The organism is Streptomyces sp. NPDC049915 (assembly GCF_040656475.1).
GTDB lineage: Bacteria > Actinomycetota > Actinomycetes > Streptomycetales > Streptomycetaceae > Streptomyces.
In genome coordinates, this window is sequence record NZ_JBFAMH010000004.1 from 224345 (window position 1) to 241346 (window position 17002).

The 17002-nt window shown below is 70.2% G+C and carries 17 protein-coding genes and 1 tRNA gene; 10 read left to right on the forward strand and 8 right to left on the reverse strand.

Annotated elements, in window-relative coordinates; translation table 11 throughout:
• Positions 1-16 precede the first annotated feature (16 nt).
• Positions 17-1561 (reverse strand): MFS transporter, encoded by a 1545-nt coding sequence (locus tag AB0J12_RS08335; RefSeq protein ID WP_363263430.1) that lies wholly within the window; start codon positions 1559-1561, stop codon positions 17-19.
• Between the two features lie 197 nt (positions 1562-1758).
• A complete protein-coding gene (locus AB0J12_RS08340; protein WP_363263431.1) occupies positions 1759-2403 on the reverse strand; it encodes a helix-turn-helix domain-containing protein in 645 nt (214 codons plus the stop codon).
• 463 nt (positions 2404-2866) lie between these two features.
• On the opposite strand from AB0J12_RS08340, the gene AB0J12_RS08345 reads away from it, so the two are divergent.
• A complete protein-coding gene (locus AB0J12_RS08345; RefSeq protein ID WP_363263432.1) occupies positions 2867-4186 on the forward strand; it encodes a M6 family metalloprotease domain-containing protein in 1320 nt (439 codons plus the stop codon).
• 224 nt (positions 4187-4410) lie between these two features.
• Positions 4411-6000 (forward strand): helix-turn-helix domain-containing protein, encoded by a 1590-nt coding sequence (locus tag AB0J12_RS08350; RefSeq protein WP_363263433.1) that lies wholly within the window; start codon positions 4411-4413, stop codon positions 5998-6000.
• Between the two features lie 16 nt (positions 6001-6016).
• On the opposite strand, the gene AB0J12_RS08355 is transcribed toward AB0J12_RS08350, so the two are convergent.
• Entirely contained in the window at positions 6017-6283 is a 267-nt protein-coding gene (locus AB0J12_RS08355; protein ID WP_363263434.1) for a hypothetical protein, read from the reverse strand.
• 434 nt (positions 6284-6717) lie between these two features.
• On the opposite strand from AB0J12_RS08355, the gene AB0J12_RS08360 reads away from it, so the two are divergent.
• The 3 genes from AB0J12_RS08360 to AB0J12_RS08370 all read left to right on the forward strand — a co-directional run bounded on the left by AB0J12_RS08360 (position 6718) and on the right by AB0J12_RS08370 (position 7515).
• On the forward strand, positions 6718-6975 hold the full coding sequence (locus AB0J12_RS08360) for a GntR family transcriptional regulator (RefSeq protein WP_363263435.1): 258 nt from the start codon (positions 6718-6720) through the stop codon (positions 6973-6975).
• A 135-nt stretch (positions 6976-7110) separates the two neighbouring features.
• Positions 7111-7359 (forward strand): winged helix-turn-helix domain-containing protein, encoded by a 249-nt coding sequence (locus AB0J12_RS08365; RefSeq protein ID WP_363263436.1) that lies wholly within the window; start codon positions 7111-7113, stop codon positions 7357-7359.
• An 80-nt stretch (positions 7360-7439) separates the two neighbouring features.
• Positions 7440-7515 (forward strand) — tRNA-Arg (locus tag AB0J12_RS08370).
• Between the two features lie 363 nt (positions 7516-7878).
• Here the strand turns inward: AB0J12_RS08370 and AB0J12_RS08375 are convergent.
• Positions 7879-8175, reverse strand: a complete 297-nt coding sequence (locus tag AB0J12_RS08375; RefSeq protein WP_363263437.1) for a GYD domain-containing protein — start codon at positions 8173-8175, stop codon at positions 7879-7881.
• A 318-nt stretch (positions 8176-8493) separates the two neighbouring features.
• On the opposite strand from AB0J12_RS08375, the gene AB0J12_RS08380 reads away from it, so the two are divergent.
• The 3 genes from AB0J12_RS08380 to AB0J12_RS08390 all read left to right on the forward strand — a co-directional run bounded on the left by AB0J12_RS08380 (position 8494) and on the right by AB0J12_RS08390 (position 10602).
• Entirely contained in the window at positions 8494-9060 is a 567-nt protein-coding gene (locus AB0J12_RS08380; protein ID WP_363263438.1) for a YceI family protein, read from the forward strand.
• Positions 9061-9480: 420 nt separating this feature from the next.
• Positions 9481-9768, forward strand: coding sequence for a hypothetical protein (locus AB0J12_RS08385; RefSeq protein WP_363263439.1), 288 nt, complete (start codon positions 9481-9483; stop codon positions 9766-9768).
• 462 nt (positions 9769-10230) lie between these two features.
• Positions 10231-10602 carry a GIY-YIG nuclease family protein gene (locus AB0J12_RS08390; RefSeq protein ID WP_363263441.1) on the forward strand — a complete coding sequence of 124 codons (372 nt, stop codon included), beginning with the start codon at positions 10231-10233 and terminating at the stop codon, positions 10600-10602.
• Positions 10603-11027: 425 nt separating this feature from the next.
• Here AB0J12_RS08390 and AB0J12_RS08395 read toward each other — a convergent pair whose 3' ends face one another.
• The 3 genes from AB0J12_RS08395 to AB0J12_RS08405 all read right to left on the reverse strand — a co-directional run bounded on the left by AB0J12_RS08395 (position 11028) and on the right by AB0J12_RS08405 (position 14397).
• A complete protein-coding gene (locus AB0J12_RS08395) occupies positions 11028-12080 on the reverse strand; it encodes an alcohol dehydrogenase catalytic domain-containing protein (RefSeq protein ID WP_363263442.1) in 1053 nt (350 codons plus the stop codon).
• Positions 12081-12102: 22 nt separating this feature from the next.
• Positions 12103-13119: an NADP-dependent oxidoreductase gene (locus AB0J12_RS08400; RefSeq protein ID WP_363263443.1), complete on the reverse strand. Its 1017-nt coding sequence runs from the start codon at positions 13117-13119 to the stop codon at positions 12103-12105.
• A 165-nt stretch (positions 13120-13284) separates the two neighbouring features.
• The gene (locus tag AB0J12_RS08405) at positions 13285-14397 is read right to left on the reverse strand and encodes a catalase family protein (RefSeq protein WP_363263446.1); all 1113 of its coding nucleotides are present in this window, start codon (positions 14395-14397) and stop codon (positions 13285-13287) included.
• A 220-nt stretch (positions 14398-14617) separates the two neighbouring features.
• Here AB0J12_RS08405 and AB0J12_RS08410 point away from each other — a divergent pair, with 220 nt between their 5' ends.
• Both AB0J12_RS08410 and AB0J12_RS08415 read left to right on the forward strand, forming a co-directional pair.
• On the forward strand, positions 14618-14869 hold the full coding sequence (locus tag AB0J12_RS08410; protein ID WP_363263447.1) for a hypothetical protein: 252 nt from the start codon (positions 14618-14620) through the stop codon (positions 14867-14869).
• Between the two features lie 11 nt (positions 14870-14880).
• Positions 14881-16080, forward strand: coding sequence for an SPFH domain-containing protein (locus AB0J12_RS08415; protein ID WP_363263448.1), 1200 nt, complete (start codon positions 14881-14883; stop codon positions 16078-16080).
• 75 nt (positions 16081-16155) lie between these two features.
• Here AB0J12_RS08415 and AB0J12_RS08420 read toward each other — a convergent pair whose 3' ends face one another.
• A complete protein-coding gene (locus AB0J12_RS08420) occupies positions 16156-16923 on the reverse strand; it encodes a hypothetical protein (protein ID WP_363263449.1) in 768 nt (255 codons plus the stop codon).
• Between the last annotated feature and the right edge of the window lie 79 nt (positions 16924-17002).

Genomic DNA, 17002 nt, shown 5'->3' on the forward strand with positions numbered 1-17002 from the left:
TACACCGTGCGGCCGGTCAGTGGGCCACCACCGGCACCGGCACCTCGTCCTCGATGCCCGCGCCGTCCCCGGAGGCCACCGTGGTGGAGCCCGGACGGCCGGCGTTGACGAAGGTGAAGGCGATCAGCGCGGCGGCGGCGAGGATGCCGACGGCGCACCAGATCGCGGTGCTGTAGCCGTGCACCATGCCCTGCAGCGCGACCAGCTGCTGCTGCGGCTTGCCGGCGGCGGAGGCGATGTGGTCCTTGACGTAGGACGTGGTCGCGGACGCGGCGATGGTGTTCAGCAGGGCGGTGCCGATCGCGCCGCCCACCTGCTGCGAGGTGTTGACCATCGCGGAGGCGACACCGGCGTCCCGGGGCTGGACACCCTGGGTGGCCAGGGACATCGCCGGCATGAACGCCGTACCCATGCCGAGGCCGAGCAGCACCATCGCGGGCAGCAGCTGCGTGGGGTACGAGGAGTCGATCTTCAGCTGGGTGAGCACCAGCATGCCGAGCGCGGCGACCAGGAACCCGGGGCCCATCAGGAAGCGGGCCGGGATGCGGGTCATCAGCCGGGTGCCGATCTGGGTGGAGCCGGTGATCATGCCGGCCACCATCGGCAGGAACGCGAAGCCGGTCTTGACCGGCGAGTAGCCCTTCACGACCTGGAGGTAGTAGGTCAGGAAGAGGAACAGGCCGAACATGCCGATGATCGCGAGACCGAGGGAGAGGTAGATACCGCCCCGGTTGCGGTCGGTCACCACGCGCAGCGGCAGCAGCGGGGCCTTCACCTTGGACTCGACGAGCACGAAGGCGATCAGCGAGACGGCGGAGATGACGAACATCGCCACGGTCACCGTGTCACTCCAGCCGTCGGACTCGGCGCGGGTGAAGCCGTAGACCAGCGCGACCAGGCCGAGGGTGGACAGCACCACGCCGGGGATGTCGAGCGGAGAGCGGTTGCGGCCGCCCTCCGGCTCACGGATGACGAAGTAGGCGCCGAGCGCGGCGACGATGGCGAAGGGGATGTTCACGAAGAACGTCCAGCGCCAGTCCAGGTACTCGGTGAGGAAGCCGCCGAGGATCAGGCCGACCGCGCCGCCACCGCCGGCGATGGCGCCGTAGATGCCGAACGCCTTGGCGCGCTCCTTGGCGTCGGTGAACATCACCGCGAGCAGGGACAGGGCGGCGGGCGCGAGCAGCGCGCCGAAGGCACCCTGCAGCGCGCGGGCGCCGAACATCATCGCGCCGCTGGTCGCGGCGCCGCCGAGCGCGGACGCCGCGGCGAACCCGCCGAGGCCCAGGACGAAGGCGCGCTTGCGGCCCCACAGGTCGGCTATGCGGCCGCCGAAGAGCAGCAGTCCGCCGAAGGCGAGGGCGTAGGCCGTGACGACCCACTGCCGGTTGCCGTCGGAGATGCCGAGGTCGGTCTGGGCGGAGGGAAGCGCGATGTTCACGATGGTGGCGTCGAGGACGACCATCAGCTGGGCCAGCGCGATGAAGACGAGCGCCTTCCAGCGGTTGGCGTCGCCGCCGCTGCGGACGGTGCCGGGAGCCTTGAGGGCTGTTTCGGACATGGAGGTACCCACTTCGGGACTTCGTGACGGAAAAAGCGTGTGGTGAACGGAAAAATCGGTAAGTGACGGAACGGCTCGCCCTGGGTGGGGGCCGGTGAGACCACCGTCCGTTGTGCAGACGGACGGCGTGTGCGGAACTAATCGCTCAGGCGTTGCGCTCGGGCGTCGGGCTCAGGCGTTGCGCTCGGGCGTCGGGCTCAGGCGTTGCGGAGGTCCTCCACGGTGGCCGCCGTACCGGGCAGGGCGGAGCGGGCCGGGGCCCGCAACCCGTCCAGGAACAGCTGCAGATGGCGGTGGACGAAGCGGTCGAGGCTGCCGCAGCCGGTGCCGGCCGGGGGCCGGCTGAGCTGCGCGACGGCGATCACCAGATCACCGACCTCGACGTCGGTACGGAGCTGACCGGCCGCCTTGGCGCGGTCCATGATCTCCGCGATGAGGTCCTCGGCCCCCTGCCGCGCCGCCTCCAGGTCGGGGTGGTTCTTGTCGAAGGTGGTGGAGACCATCGGGCACAGCGCGCTGATCCGCTCGTCGGCGGCCGTGTGCGCGAAGCGCTCCAACGCCTCGAAGGCGTCCCCGGTCTCGGCCAGCGCCTCCTCGGCCGCCCGCGCCGTACGGTCCATGACGGAGCAGACGACCTCGCGGACGAGGGCGTCCCGGTCGGGGAAGTTGCGGTACACCGTGGCGTTGCCGACGCCGGCCCGGCGGGCGATCTCGTCGAGCGGCACGTCGGGGCCGTGCTCGACGAACATCTCCCGCGCGGCGGTGACGATGCGCTCGCGGTTGCGCAGGGCGTCGGCGCGGGGCCGGGGCACCTTGCGCGGCGCGGTTGCGGTGATCGTCACGGTGTACTCCTCGGGCTGTCTGTCTGGGTGACTCACGATCCGGGGACACGGTCCCCGTTTCGCGCGAACACCTGACTAAACGGGGAGACGGTCCCCGGTTATTTCCCGGCGCCGGGGGGATTTTCCGTGACCTGGGTCACAGGTTGGGTTGGGGGCGCGGGCTGGGGCGCGGCGGGCCTGGGTGGGGACGCCGGCCTCCCTGGATGCACCCGAGGCCGCGGCGGCCGCCCTCCAGGGCGGCGAGGTTCTCCTCACCCACCCCGCGAGGGGTCCCACGGGACCCCCGTCCGCCGCTGCCCACTCGAGCGGGCCGGACCCGCCCAACTCCCCACCACCCCAACCACCTCACCACCCACCACCCCCCGATCGGCCCGCTCCAGCGCGCGAGCGCACCCGGTGCAACGGAGGGTGATCGCATGGGTGCAGCCGGGAGTCGGCGGCTGCCTGGAGCGAAGGGCCCTGCATGCAGCCGCAGCGACCCCGGAGGGGAACGCACCGCCGCCGCCGGATACGCCCGCGCCGCACGGCCGCCCTCGCCTCCGTCGCGCTGCTGACCCTCGCCGTCAGTACCACGGCCGGCACCGGGCACCTGACGCCGGGCGCCTCCCCGGCCGGGGCGGGCCCCGTCGCGGCGCTGTCCCGTTCCACCACGCTGGGCCCCTGCATGATCACCGGTGGCCCGTCCGTCCAGATGTCCGAGGGCGTGCCCACCGCCGGCGGCTACGCGCACTCCACGGGGACCGTGCGCGCGCTGACCCTGATGATCGATTTCCCGGACGCGCGGGGACAGGGCAAGGCGATGGACCGCTTCCACGAGTTCTTCCCGCAGACCCAGCGGTGGTTCCGCACCGGCTCCTACGGCCGCCTGGACTACCGCCCGCTCACCCCGATCCCCCACTGGCTGCACCTGCCGAAGCCGTTCAAGGCGTACGGCATAGAGCGCGGCGCCCCCTTCGACCCGGGCTACCGCGCGCTGGTCCAGGACATCGTGGCCGCCGCGGACGACCAGGTGGACTTCAGCGCCTACGACCTGCTCAACGTGCTGGTCACCCCGAACGCGGGCCCCTCCGCCCTGGACACCGTGCTGTCGGTGACCTTCGCGGGCAACGCGGACGCCCCCGTCGCGGACGGAGTCCCGGTCGCCAACGCCTCGTTCGTCTACTCCCGCCAGGACGACGGCTCCGGCTCCTACACCCGCACCGGTTACCGGGTCCTCCCGCACGAGAACGGCCATGTCTTCGGGCTGCCCGACCTGTACACCGCGGACGGCGGGGGCACGGTCGGGCACTGGGACATCATGAGCGAGGACTGGGGCGCCGACAACGACCTGCTCGGCTGGCACAAGTGGAAGCTGGGCTGGCTCGACGCCAACCAGGTCCGCTGCGCCGCCTCCCCCGGCACGGCCGAGTTCCCGCTCACCCCGCTCGCCCGGTCCGGCGGCCCCAAGCTGGTCTTCGTCCCGCTCGACGCCCGTACCGGATACGCGCTGGAACTGCGCACCCGGGAGGGCAACGACGAGGCGGTGTGCCGGCCGGGCGTCCTGATCTACCGCGTGAGCGCCGACGTCGACACGGGCATGGGCCCGGTGCAGGTGTACGACTCGCGGCGCGACAGCGGCGGTTGCACGCGCAGCCCGAACGTCCACGCCGAGCTCTCCGACGCCACCTTCGTCCCGGGCCAGACCTTCGAGGACCCCCACCACGGCATCCGCATCAAGGTGACGGAACCGGACGGCGAGGCCGAAGAGGAAGGCGAGGTGGTGGTCAGGGTGACGCGGAAGTAGGACACCGGGGCGTGGGCCGACCGGAGCGCGGCCATGGTGGCCGAGCGGACGCGGAGAAGCAGGACGCCAGGGCGTGAGCCGGCCGGAGCGCGGCCGGGGCATCGGGGAACGATCGCTCGGCACCCAGGCACCGCACCCCGCCGACACGGTGTCCGCAAGGCACCTACCCCGCCGGATACGGTGTCCGCACGTCCCCTCCCGCCAGCCCGGAGACCGCACGGCACATGCACCCGCCGCCCGACACCGCCCACCCCACCTCCGGAGCCACCGCGCCCCCGGAGGAGGCCGTCACCCCGCTGATCCGCGGTGTCGCCGTACTGCACCGGCTGACGGAGGCGGGCGGCACCCTCAGCCTGAGCGCGCTGGAGCGGACCACGGATCTGGCCCGCTCCACGGTGGACCGCATCACCTCGACCCTGGCCCGCATGGGATACGTCCGCCTGGACGGCCGCGACGCGATCCTGACCCCCCGCGTAATGGAACTGGGCAACGCCTACCTGGCGGCCCTGCGCCTGCCGACGCTGCTGTCGGCACGGGCGAACGCCCTGGCGGACGAACTGGACGAGTCCGTGTCGCTGGCGGTCGCCGACCGCGACGGCATCCGCTTCATCCACCAGGCGACCCGCCGCCGCGCGATGTCGCTGAGCTTCCGCATCGGCGACCTGCTCCCGGCCGAGCGCACGGCCCCCGGCCCGCTCTTCGCCACCGAGTGGACGGACACCGACTGGCGCCGCTGGCACACCCGCCGGGCAGCGGACCCGCACGACGCCGCCTTCACGGCCGTACCGCCGCGCGAACGCCCGGCCCCCGACGAGGAGTTCGTCCACCGCACCCGGCAGGCGGCGAGGGACGGCTGGTCCCTGGACGACCAGCTGATCGAACCGGGCCTGGTGGCGATCTCGGCGCCGGTGCGGGACCCGGGCAGCGGCAGCATCGCCTGTGTGGCCAGCGTGGTGAGCCACACGAGCCGCCACACGGCGGACGACCTGGCGGCAACGCTGCTCCCGCGCCTGCGGGAGGCGGTGCGGACGATGCGGAAGGACCTGTCCGCGCGGTCCGCCGGGAAACCCGCGCCGCCCCCCGCCGGCCTGGCGACCTGGACGACGGCATCGAAGAACGAACTGGGCCGCACCTTCGTCGAATCCCTGGCCCGCGGCCTCACGGTCCTGACGGCATTCGACGAGGGCAGGGGGGCCCTGTCGCTGACGGAGGTGGCAAAGGCGACGGGCCTGGCGAGAGCGACGGCCCGCAGAGCACTGATCACCTACGAGCACCTGGGCCTGGTGGAGGCGGCGGAGGACCGCACGTTCTCCCTGACTCCCGGGGTGCTGTCGCTGGGCTTCCCGCCCCTCTCCCGCACCACGCTGCCGGACATCGCGGAGCCCCACCTGCGCGACCTGACGACCCGCATCCAGGAATCGACGGCCCTGGCGATCCGCACCCCGTCCCCGGACCAGATCCAGTACGTGGCCCGCGTGACGCACCACAGGGTGATGAGCGCGAACATCCCCCTGAGAACCGGCCTCCCCGCATCCCAGACCTCGGCGGGCCGCATCCTGCACCCGCCCGGGAAGGCCGCCACCCCCTACGTCCTCCTGAACGCGGAACTGGAAGCGGGCCTGCGCACGTTGGCGGTCCCGATCCACGACGCCAGAGGCAAGGTGGTCGCGTCCCTGACGACGGCAACGCACGCGGCCCGCCGCACGCGGGAAGACTGCGTGGAGACCCTCCTCCCCGAACTCCTGACGACGGCATCCCAAATCGAGGAGGACCTCCACACGGCGTCCCGCTTCACGCAAGTCCCGCTTGCGTGAGGGTGGTTCGATCAGGTCACCTCTCCCCGTCCTCCCGCCCGGCGATGATGCCGACGCACTCTTCGAGGGCGGCATACAAGGGGCTCACGAAGGCGGCGAGCTCGGCGTCGCCTGCCGCGCCTTCTTCCAACACCGCCCCGACGACGGCGACGAGCACGGCAGCGGCTTCCAGAGCCTGCCGATCGGCCATGGCCTCGAGAAACCCACCGGGCTCGGCGACGACGAAGCCCTCTTTCCCGGTGAGGGGATCGACGCCGATGCTGCGAGGACGCCACACATTCATACGGCGACCTCCTGGGGAACGTAGTCCTGCCCGAGCGTCGCAAGCACGGCAGCCCGCCGCCGCTCCCGCCGAACCCACCACAGCTCACGCTCTTCCCACTCACGCTCGGCGAGAACGACGTAAGGCCGAACAAGGGGAAGCCCGTCGACGAGGACAACCTCGGCGGGCGGCCGCCCGGGGACCGGAGGTACGGGACGCGGCGACGCTGCGGCACAGGCGCGATGAAGCCCGCAAGCAGGCAGCAATAACTGCAGAACGACGGCCAGTAGGCTGCGCATAGGTCGACTCCTAGTCAGTCGGCTCAGGCCCCGGCATGGAAGCTCTCACCTTCCGGCCGGGGCACTTCTGTGCGGGCATGGTATCGCCTTGTATCGCTACGTAGCGATACGTATCCCAAAGAGCGCGTATCAGTGTGCTTGCCTAGCGTCGACTGCATGAACGCTGACGCTGAGATCGACCACGGCGCACCCCTCACGCCGTACCGGCAACTGGCGGAGATCCTGCGTGCGCAGATCCGGCGCGGCGACTGGCAGCCAGGGCGGATGCTGCCGAGCGAAGCACAGCTGGTGCAGCGGTACGGGATCGCCCGCACGACGGTACGCCGGGGCCTCGGCCTGCTCGCCGACGAAGGCTGGGTGTACGCCGTACCCCAGCGAGGCTGGTTCGTCTCCGACCCACTGCCGGCGGACTGAGGACCGGCCCGTGCGACGGGGCAGGGGGGAGAGCACCGCTCTCCTGCAACCGGGCGCGCACGCGGTACACCCAGGAGCGTGCCTGATCGCGGATAACCAGGTACACACCGCGCTCTGGTCCCCCACGCTGACGTCATGGAACTGGACAGCACCCGCCCCCTCTGGCGCCAGATCGCGACGGAGATCATCCGGCGCATCAAGGACGGCACGTACCCTCCGGGCAGCCGGGTGCCTTCCACGCTGGAGACCGCCCAGGAGTTCGGCGTCGTGAACGCCACGGCGGCGACGGCCATGCGACACGTACGGGAAGCGGGCTGGACGCGCGGCGAGGTCGGCCTCGGCACGTTCGTCTCCGACCCCCTGCCTCCGGAGCCGTCCGCCTAGACGCTCGTGGACCTCGCTCCCTCCCCCCAGCAGAGGCATCCGCTACCCTGTCATCAGCCAGCCGGGCTTCCGGCGGCGCCGCCTTCGTAGCTCAGGGGATAGAGCACCGCTCTCCTAAAGCGGGTGTCGCAGGTTCGAATCCTGCCGGGGGCACCAGCGCAAAGGCCCCGGACCGATCATGGTCCGGGGCCTTTGACATCCAGCTTTGACATCAACGGGGGCGGTCACTGACGACCGGAGCGCCTCCGCGACAGGCCGTCCGTGTGGCTCATGTCCTCGGCTGGGTGCACCGCACGACCAGAGCACGGGGACCGGGACGGAACGGCGGCGACGGCCCTTGGAGTCGTGGACGCAGAGGACTCCGCGGCGACGCTGCTCTGCTGGCGGACGTGCGGAGCGCGGGTGGCCGAGGTGGTGGTCCGTGAAGACGGCTGACGCCTGGCAATCACCGTCAGGAGGGTGGTAGCGGGCTGCTGAGCCGACTCGCCGGACGCCACCGCCCGCACTACGTGGTGATCGTCAACCAGCCGCCTTGGCGATGATGCGTTCCATCTCCTCTCGACCGAAGGCCCGCAGCGTCGTCGAACGGGCGTTGCCCACACCACCGAGCTGCAGCAGTGCTGCGGTGACAGTTTCGTCGTCAGGCGCCTCGACGATGGCCACGAGGTCGTACGGACCGACGGTCCAGTAGATACTCAGGAGCTTCGCCCCGAGCTTCTGTACCGCTGAAGCGAAGCTCTCGGCGCGCTTCGCGGTGTCCTTGTAGTTTCGGATCCCTTGATCGGTCCAGCTCAGCAAGGTGACGTACGTCGGCATGTTCTTTCACCTTCACGAGAAGACTCATCCTGAGGTCAAGCTTGGACACCTGGGCTGGAACGTGCACAAGGTACGCACCCGAACGAGCAATACGAGCAACCGCAGGCATCGAGCGGCAGGCTGACATCCACGTCCGACATCAACGACAGCGGACACCAGCGGATCGCCGCGGTTCTCGGCGGAGTAGGTGCAGTCATACATCCGTAGCGATCCGGAGCCGCTGCTGTCGCGGATCGAACTCCTAAAGCGGTGGTCAGCCCTTGTTCCAGCCGTTGACGGTTGATGTTGCGGCCGGTTGGCCGAGCGTAGGCTGGAATCATGGCCACAGCGGCAGGCGAGTACACGATTGGCAAGCAGGTCGGTCGGTTGCTGGTGCGCACCGCTCGCCAGGGCGTGGCCGCAAGGGTTGGACATGACCTGCTCATCGAGGCCACCGAGTGGGAAGGTCACGTCACGATACCGGCGGACCCCGCAACCCAGCCGACGGCGGTGTCGGTACGCGTGGACCTGGGCGCGCTGAAGGTTCTGGAAGGCACCGGCGGGGTCAAGCAGCTCAGCGACGGCGACAGGCAACAGATCCAGCAGACGATGCACAAGCTGCTGCGTGTCGATCGGCATCGATATGCGACCTTCACTTCCACAGGCGTGGAGATCCACGACGACAGCGCAACCGTGGAGGGAGATCTGACTCTGGTTGGGCAGACCCGTCCGCTCCGCTTGGAGGTGCGACAGCGAGACGACGGCAGCGTCAAGGGTGCCGGTAGCGTGGTGCAGTCCCAATGGGGCATCAAGCCATACTCGGGCTTCTTCGGCGCCCTCAAACTTCGCGACGCCGTCGACATCGAGATCACCACCGGTCTTCAGGGGATCGATGCACCAGGCTGACGGCAACGACGGCGAACCCGTGCGATCGCCAGCGGAGCAGGTCAAGCTGCCCGAGCCCAGTCCGAGGAGTGTGCCCGCATCCTCTGGGATCTCATGTTCGGGCCCGGCCCGCAGCGTAGGCCCGGTGCGATGTCTGGGCCGTCTCTGGGCCGTACGAGGTCACCCGGCGCCGACCGACAACGACACAAGCCCACGGCATCTGACTGGTCAGAGCCGTGGGATTCGTCAGTCCCGCTGGTCAGCGATACCGATGATCAGTAGACCGGCTACTGATCACAGTGGCCCGGCACTTGCCACGCCCGTTGAGAGTCCACCGGTCTTCGGGGCTGTCCCCGCCGACGGTCTGGGGACGGCACGGGCCATCCTTCAGTCGTCGCCGATCTGCGCGGACAGCCTCGTGGGTCATGGCCTTCGTCGAAGATGGGACAGACCAGCATGGGCCCGGTCCGTGGTGGCCGGGCCGAGTTCATCAATGCTGGCGCGCACAAAGGATGGACGGCCACCCGGCTGGTCGCAGGTGCTGCAACGCTGGGGGCGTCGGCCGCGGTGACGGGCCGGAAGAACAAGGGCGCCGCAATGATCAATGTGGTGTTCGGAAACGGCGCCGCGCAGACGTACAAGGTGACGCCCGAGGCGGCGACGCTGCGAGCTGCCAACCAGTACGTGACAGCCTTCAACGCTCTCGCCGAGCAGCTCGACGCGGAGTAGCGCAGACGCGCGCGGCCTCGTTCGGGTGTCCGGGCGGGGCCGTCGTCATGTGGTGGGGCAACACTCCGTGCAGGCCGTCTGCCGCACGCGCTGCGCCTCATCGGCCGTGAGACGCACGATCGGGCACGATTCGATGCCTTGCGGAGCGTTGCCTGCGCGGCCGGCCTGGGCCTGAGGCCGCCTCAGGCCCACGGTCACCCGTAGAGGCAGCACCTACGTCCGTCTGGACAGTCTGTCAGCGTCAATCAGTACCCTGCGACGATCAGCAGTGGCACTTCTGGAGGCCTCGTGGAAGTTACCGCTCTCGCCAGTCCCGATCGGTTGTGGTCGGCGCATGAGGTCTTGGCCCGTCCAAGTCCTGTCCCGGCAGCGGCAGGGGTCTACGGGTGGCACTTCGAGCAGTCGCCTCACCCGGACCTAGACGCCGGGCGCCTGCTCTACGTCGGCATAGCCCCGCGGTACATGGCGAGCCGGCCCAGCACACAGAACCTGCGCAAACGGGTGCGCAACCACTACCGGGGTAACGCGGCGGGCTCGACGCTGCGTTTCACCCTCGGTTGCCTGCTCGGACTTGAGCTGCTTCGCGTGGGCAGCGGCAAGAAGATGAACTTCGGCAAGGCCGGCGAAGCCGCGCTGAGTCAGTGGATGGCGGACAACGCGAGGGTGTGCTGGATCGAGCAGGACGAACCGTGGGTCCTGGAGTCACAGCTCATCTCCCAACTCGACCTCCCGCTGAACCTCGACCAGAACCGACACAACGCGTTCCACAGTCGCCTGAAGGAGCTACGGGCCCAAGCTCGTCAGCGAGCACGGGATTTGCCCATCAGTTCGTAGACCGCCGAACGGGCCGCGGCCTGTGTCTGGGCCGTCTCTGGGCCGTCCGAGGCCGCTCGATGGTGGTAAATGACAACCACTTGGCCGCTCACCAACTGCCCTGATCAGCAAAAACCCAGCTCGCCAAGATCTGCGACCCGGACACTGCGCAGGACGCCAGCGAGCTGCATACCCGGCCCTTGGGCTGCAGGAAGGAACCCCTGCAGCGGGTGTCGCAGGTCCAATCCTGCCGGGGGGACCAGCTCAAAGGCCCCGGACCGATCACGGTCCGGAGCCCTGGACATCCACTCCGACGTCAACGCGGCGCGTCAGCTATCCGGGCCGGGCTGATGGCCTCGCCCGGTCGGCCGGGATCACCGCCGTCCCTCCCGCCTCCCCGGCGCGGCCCGCCCCCCCCCCGTCTCCGCCCCCGTCGGCGCCGCACGTCAGCCCGCCGGGTCCAAGAGGATCTTGCGGACGCCGTCGGCGCGGCCGGCGAACAGGTCGTATGCCTTCGGGCCCTCGGAGAGGGCGAAGCGGTGGGAGACCACGGCTTCCGGCTTGATGCGGCCGGCCTGGGCGAGGGCGATCAGGGGAGGGAGTTCGTAGTGGACCGAGCAGAGGCCGATGGCGAACTCCAGTTCCTTGACCTGGGCCAGTCCCATGTGGAAGGGGAACGCCTTGTTCTGGCTGACCCCGATGACGCTGACCCGGCCGGCCTGGCGGACGGCCTTGAGGGCGAGTTCGATCGTCGCGTCCGAACCCACGGCCTCGACCACGGCGTCCGGTCCGCGGCCGTCCGTCATCTCGCGTACGGCCGTGCGCGCGTCCTCGCCCTCGACCGGCTCGACACCGAAGGTGGCCGCGAAGGCACGGCGTTCCGCGACCAGGTCCGCGCCGAGGACGCGGGCGGCGCCCATGGCGAAGGCGGACTGGGCGGCCATGAGGCCGACCGGGCCGAGGCCCACGACCAGAACGGTCTCGCCGGGCTGGATGCGGGCGCGGCGGCAGCCGTACCAGGCCGTGGGGGCGTTGTCCGTGAGGACGACGGCGGCCTCGTCGGAGATGCCCTCGGGCAGGTGCACCAGGTTGACGTCGGCGTGGGGTACGGCCAGCGCTTCGGCCTGGCTGCCCGGCAGTTGGGGGCTCACCCCGTAGCAGAGTTCGATGCTGGACTTGGCGCGCTCGCAGCGGGCGGTGAACCCGGCCGCGCAGGAGCGGCACTGGGCGCAGCCGACCGAGGCGGGCACCAGGACCCGGTCGCCGGGCTTGAACCGGGTGACCTGGCCGCCGGTCTCGACGACCACACCGACGCATTCGTGCCCGGGTGTGTAGCCCGTTTCCGGGCTGAACGGGTTGCCGTGGTAGATGTGCAGGTCGCTGCCGCAGATACCGGCGGTGGTGACCTTGACGACCGCGTCGGTGGGGCTGGTCACGGCCGGGTCGGGGACATCCTCGTAGCGGATGTCGTGGCGGCCGTGGTAGGTCAGTGCCTTCACTGGTCTTCTCTTCCCCTCTGTCCTACGCGTCCGCGTCCGCGACCTGGAGCACGAGCTTGCCGTTGTTCTCACCGCGGAACAGCCGCATCAGGGTCTCGGGGAACGCCGCCACTCCGCCGGGCACCACGTCCTCCAGCGACTTCAGCCGGCCCTGCGAGCGCCACGCGGCCAGTTGCTCGACCCCCTCGGCGTACCGGTCGGCGTAGTCGAACACCACCATGCCCGTCATGGTGGCGCGGTTGACCAGCAGCGACATGTAGTTGGCGGGGCCTTGTGGCGTGGTGTTGTTGTACTGGGAGACGGCCCCGCAGATGACGACGCGGGCACCGCGCGCCAGGCGCAGCAGCACGGCGTCCAGGACGTCGCCGCCGACGTTGTCGAAGTACACGTCGACGCCGTTCGGGGCGTGCTCGCGCAGCGCCTTGCGGATGTCGTCGGTGCGGTAGTCGATCGCGGCGTCGAATCCGAACTCGTCGACCACGAGCCGGCACTTGCGCTCGCCTCCGGCGATGCCTATGACCCGGCAGCCGAGGATCTTGGCGATCTGGCCGACGACGCTGCCGACGGCCCCCGCCGCTCCGGAGACCACGACGGTCTGGCCGGGCTCGGGGCGCCCGATGTCGATGAGGCCGAAGTAGGCCGTCAGCCCCGACATGCCGAGGGTGCCGAGGTAGGTCGGCAGGGGGGCCGCCGCCGGGTCGACCTTGGTGACGCCGAGGCCGTCCGACAGGCAGTACTCCTGCACGCCGAAGGTGCCCGACACATGGTCTCCGACCGCGAAGCCGGTGTGCCGGGAGGCGATCACCTGGCCGATCGCACCGGCGCGCATCACTTCGCCGATCTCCACCGGGCGGATGTAGGACCTGCCCGCGTTCATCCAGCCGCGCATCGCCGGGTCGATCGACAGATAGAGCACCCGTACCAGGAACTCCCCGTCGCCCGGCTCATCGATCGCCTCGTCGGTGTGCGCCCAGTCGGTGGGCTGCGGCTCCCCCACGGGGCGTGCGGCCAGGCGCACCTGGTGGTTGGCTCTGGGCATCTCGGGCTGCTCCTTCGGTGGATCGGGCCGGCGGCCACGCCGCCCTGGTCGTCGTGGGGCACCCGCGCCCCCACGGGCATACCATCCAGTCGGTACGTCCGTGAGGGTAGGGTGCCGTTCCTCCCAGGGCAAGCAGATCACCGCAAGGGAGGTGAAACGGGCAGGTCAGCCCACCAGCTCCGCGCTGCCGGCCGGCTCGCGCCGGTCCTGTCCGTTGGCGCGGTGCCGTTCGATGGACGAGCGCCGGTACACCTCCTGCCGCACCCGCTGGATCTCACCGAGGGGCCGGTGCTCCTCGCGCGATCGCCAGGGCGTGATCGACGTGGTGTCGGCGGCGGCCAGGTTGTCGTCCCCGCCGATGTCCTGGCGCGGGAGATCCACCCGGGCGACCGTCACCCAGGGAGACAGGTCTTCGGGCCACTTCACGGAGGTGTTGTCCACCGGCATCCGGGCCAGATCGGTGTTGAGCTGCACCTGGAGTTCGAAGGAGTGGTCGCGCTCCGCGGCCTCGGCCACCAGGGTGTGGCGGAACGCCTCGTTGTCCGCGCGCACGTCCACGATCTGGTGGGTGAGGGCGGACAGGGACGCGGCCGTCGGCACCGTACGGATCTTGGCGATGTGGTCGCCGTACCGGAAGGCGCCCATGCTGTTGTAGGTGTACGACAGCAGGTTCCTGCGCGGGACCGTGGTGAACGACAGCATGGCGAGCAGTTCGTCCCACAGCCAGCTGCCGGGATCGGTGAGCGTCCCCCGGCGGGTCAGGAACTCCGCCATCCAGGTCTTGCGGCGGGCGGGGTTCACCAGCGCCTCGGGCAGTTCGGCGAACAGGTCCTCGATGACCATGTAGTCGTAGGCGGTGTTCGCGAAGAAGACCTCGTTGTTGATGAGGTTGAGGTCGAAGGTGCCGCTGTCGCGTTCGTCGTCCAGCAGCGAGGGGCCGGGAACGCCGAACAGCTTGACGCCCATGCCGCACGCCGCGCCCAGTTGGTGGTCGGGGCGGTGATGACCCAGGCCGTTGGAGTAGCGGACGACGGCGTCGTACACGGCCGGGCGGGCGAAGATGCCCTGGCGGTAGAAGCCGGTGTTGTCACCGACGGTGACCGTGGCCTTGAGGAGGCCGTAGGTCTTCCCGTGGGCCGTGCGGACGGCGCGGCCGACGCCCTGGCGCTCCACGGAGGCGTGGGTGCGACGCGCCACCTGCTGCACGACCTCGTCCAACTCCTGCTGATAGGTGGGGCGTTCGATGGGGTGGTAATCCTCGTGGCGTATGGGGTTCACGGTGCCGCCTTCCTGTGTCGTGGCGTCCTGCTCCAGACGTTAGTCAGCAATTTAGTTGCGCACAATCTAACTTGCTGTGATGCGCCACACGTCGGCGGGCAGACCGCGGAACGTCACGGCACTCCCCCGGGGCCATGGCGAACGCTCCTGGCCGTTGGGTCCCGGGCGGGGTGGGTCTATCGTCGGAATCATGGGGGCAGGACGAGGAGGGCGGCCGGTGATGCCACAGGACGAGGCCGTGGTCGGCCGCACAGGGACGGTACTCATCGGAACGCGCGGATCCGCGGGTCCCGGTGAGATCCTGGTGCGGGTCAGAGGCGGCTCCGAGACCTTCCTCGCCTGGTCGGAGAACCCCCTGTCCGCGGGCGCGACGGTGCTCGTGATCGAATCGCGGGGATGCCGTGAGGTCGGCGTCATCGAGTGGGTGGATCCATTGGACGCGCTCGGCGACAACGCCGCCGACGCCGACTGAGGAGTACAGGCATGTTCGGATACCGCGTCCCCGCCCCCGACGAGGCGATGTTGATCTCGGGAGGCAGGCGGGGCCTGGGGGGCGCGCCGTTTCGCGTGGTGACGGGACACGGCAAGTTCGTGCTCCCGGTCTTCCGCAAGGTCCGCTTCCTCACCCTGTCCATGTGCGAGTCCGAGGTCACCGAGACCTGTGTGACCAGGCAGGGCATCGCGTTGCACGTCCGCGCGGTCATCGCCTTCAAGGTCGGCAACGATCACGAGAGCATCATCAACGCGGGTCAGCGGTTTCTCTCCGACCAGGAGCAGATGTCGGTGCTCACCGGGCGGATCTTCGCAGGCCATCTGCGGGCCATCATCGGCTCGATGACGGTCGAGGAGATCGTCACCGAGCGGCAGAAGCTCGCCGCGGAGGTCCTGGACACCTCCAAGACCGAGATGGCGAAGATCGGTCTGACCGTCGACTCCCTTCAGATCCAGTCGATCGACGACGGTGACACCGGCTACATCGACGCGATGTCCGCGCCGCACAAGGCGGCCATCCAGCGGCAGGCCCAGATCGCCCAGGCGCAGGCCACCCAGGCCGCGGCCGAGGCGGAGCAGGCGGCGGCCCGCGCGCAGGCCGAGTACGCCAGGCAGACCGCCATCGTCAAGGCCGAGTACTCGGCGGAGGTGGACCGCGCCCAGGCGAAGGCCGCGCAGGCCGGACCGCTGGCGCAGGCGGACGCCCAGCAGGAGGTGCTCGCCGCGCAGACGGAACTGGCCCAGCGGCAGGCCCAGTTGCGCCAGCAGCAGTTGGTGGCCGAGATCGTGAAGCCCGCCGAGGCCGAGGCCGAGCGGGTCAGGATCCTCGCGGCCGCCGAGGCGCAGCGGATGAAGGTTCAGGCGGAGGCGGCGGCCTCGTACGACCGGGTCGCGCTCGACCGGATGCTGATCGACCAGCTCCCGCAGATCGTCAAGGAGGCGGCGGGCGGCCTCGCGGGCGCCAACGTCAACGTCCTCAACGGGGCGGACGGCCTCGGCGAGATCGCCGCCGGTCTGGTGTCCCAGGGTCTGACGATCCTCGACTCGGTCCGGCAGAACCTGAACGGCCAGGACTCCGACGGCCACCGCCCCGACGGCCGCCGCCCGGAGGAGAGCGAGGACAGCGGCCTGCTGCGACTGGCCGCCGGCAAGGAGCAGAAGCCGAAGGACGGCCGGGTGGACGTCGACTGAGCGCGGCAGCGGGCTTGTTCACCCGCGCGAGGCGTCCGATCGGCAACCGCCGGCCCGGTCACCCCTCACGTTCGGTCAGCAGCCGTGGCCCGGCCAGTGCGGGTCCGTCCAGCGGGCCTCGCCGGTGAGTCCGAGCAGACGTATCCGGTGCCGCAGATCCGCCGGTGCGCCCGACTCGCGCAGCCGCGCCGCGGCGTGGCCGAGGAGCCAGGCGACCAGTTCGGCGCGCGTCTCCTCCTCGTCGTGCTCGTACCAGTGGACGCTCCACGGCAGGCTGTCTCGCAGCAGCTCGGACTCCCACTCCGCGGCCGCCTCGGCGAGACGTCGGTCGCTGAGGTGTCCGGTGTGCTTCTCCCAGTCGGCGAGCCAGGGGGCGAGCGTTCCGGACGCCTCGGCGCACATCGCGAAGACCTGGTGCGCCGGAACTGCGGCGTCCGGATCGGTGAGGCTCTGCGCGCACCAGGCGTGCAGGAACTCCCGTACCGGCCCGGCGTGCTCGCCGGGCCACTGCTGCCAGCGGCCGCGGGCGAAGGAGTAGCCGGCCTCTTCCAGCCCGAACAGGGGCTCCACGCGACCGGCGACCAGGGCCCGGGCGAACTGCGGCAGGATGCGGCGCAGCACGGCCGCGTGATCCATCCAGTCGATGGCCTGCCAGGTCCGGCGCAGGAGGTCCGGCTCCAGTTCCACGTCCGGCGTCTTCAGAAGGGCGAGCTCCTCCGCGCTGCCCCAGTGGCATGTGCAGTTGCGCTCGTCCGGATGCGCGCTCATGCCGCGAAAGGTGACGGAGAGGTTGTCCAGGGCGGCGCTGAGGCGGCGGCGTGCGGGATGGTCGGCGAGCTGCATGATGTTCCCGGCCTTCGAGGACTCCGTACGGCTTCCGCCGGCCGAAGATCGGTACCTTACCCGTGGCGTGGGGTCTTGT

Coding starts and splice junctions, on each gene's coding strand:
- AB0J12_RS08335 (WP_363263430.1), bottom strand. CDS start 1,561: ATGTCCGAAACAGCCCTCAAGGCTCCCGGCACCGTCCGCAGCGGCGGC.
- AB0J12_RS08345 (WP_363263432.1), top strand. CDS start 2,867: ATGCAGCCGCAGCGACCCCGGAGGGGAACGCACCGCCGCCGCCGGATA.
- AB0J12_RS08350 (WP_363263433.1), top strand. CDS start 4,411: ATGCACCCGCCGCCCGACACCGCCCACCCCACCTCCGGAGCCACCGCG.
- AB0J12_RS08355 (WP_363263434.1), bottom strand. CDS start 6,283: ATGAATGTGTGGCGTCCTCGCAGCATCGGCGTCGATCCCCTCACCGGG.
- AB0J12_RS08360 (WP_363263435.1), top strand. CDS start 6,718: ATGAACGCTGACGCTGAGATCGACCACGGCGCACCCCTCACGCCGTAC.
- AB0J12_RS08365 (WP_363263436.1), top strand. CDS start 7,111: ATGGAACTGGACAGCACCCGCCCCCTCTGGCGCCAGATCGCGACGGAG.
- AB0J12_RS08375 (WP_363263437.1), bottom strand. CDS start 8,175: ATGCCGACGTACGTCACCTTGCTGAGCTGGACCGATCAAGGGATCCGA.
- AB0J12_RS08380 (WP_363263438.1), top strand. CDS start 8,494: ATGGCCACAGCGGCAGGCGAGTACACGATTGGCAAGCAGGTCGGTCGG.
- AB0J12_RS08385 (WP_363263439.1), top strand. CDS start 9,481: ATGGGACAGACCAGCATGGGCCCGGTCCGTGGTGGCCGGGCCGAGTTC.
- AB0J12_RS08390 (WP_363263441.1), top strand. CDS start 10,231: ATGGCGAGCCGGCCCAGCACACAGAACCTGCGCAAACGGGTGCGCAAC.
- AB0J12_RS08400 (WP_363263443.1), bottom strand. CDS start 13,119: ATGCCCAGAGCCAACCACCAGGTGCGCCTGGCCGCACGCCCCGTGGGG.
- AB0J12_RS08410 (WP_363263447.1), top strand. CDS start 14,618: ATGCCACAGGACGAGGCCGTGGTCGGCCGCACAGGGACGGTACTCATC.
- AB0J12_RS08415 (WP_363263448.1), top strand. CDS start 14,881: ATGTTCGGATACCGCGTCCCCGCCCCCGACGAGGCGATGTTGATCTCG.
- AB0J12_RS08420 (WP_363263449.1), bottom strand. CDS start 16,923: ATGCAGCTCGCCGACCATCCCGCACGCCGCCGCCTCAGCGCCGCCCTG.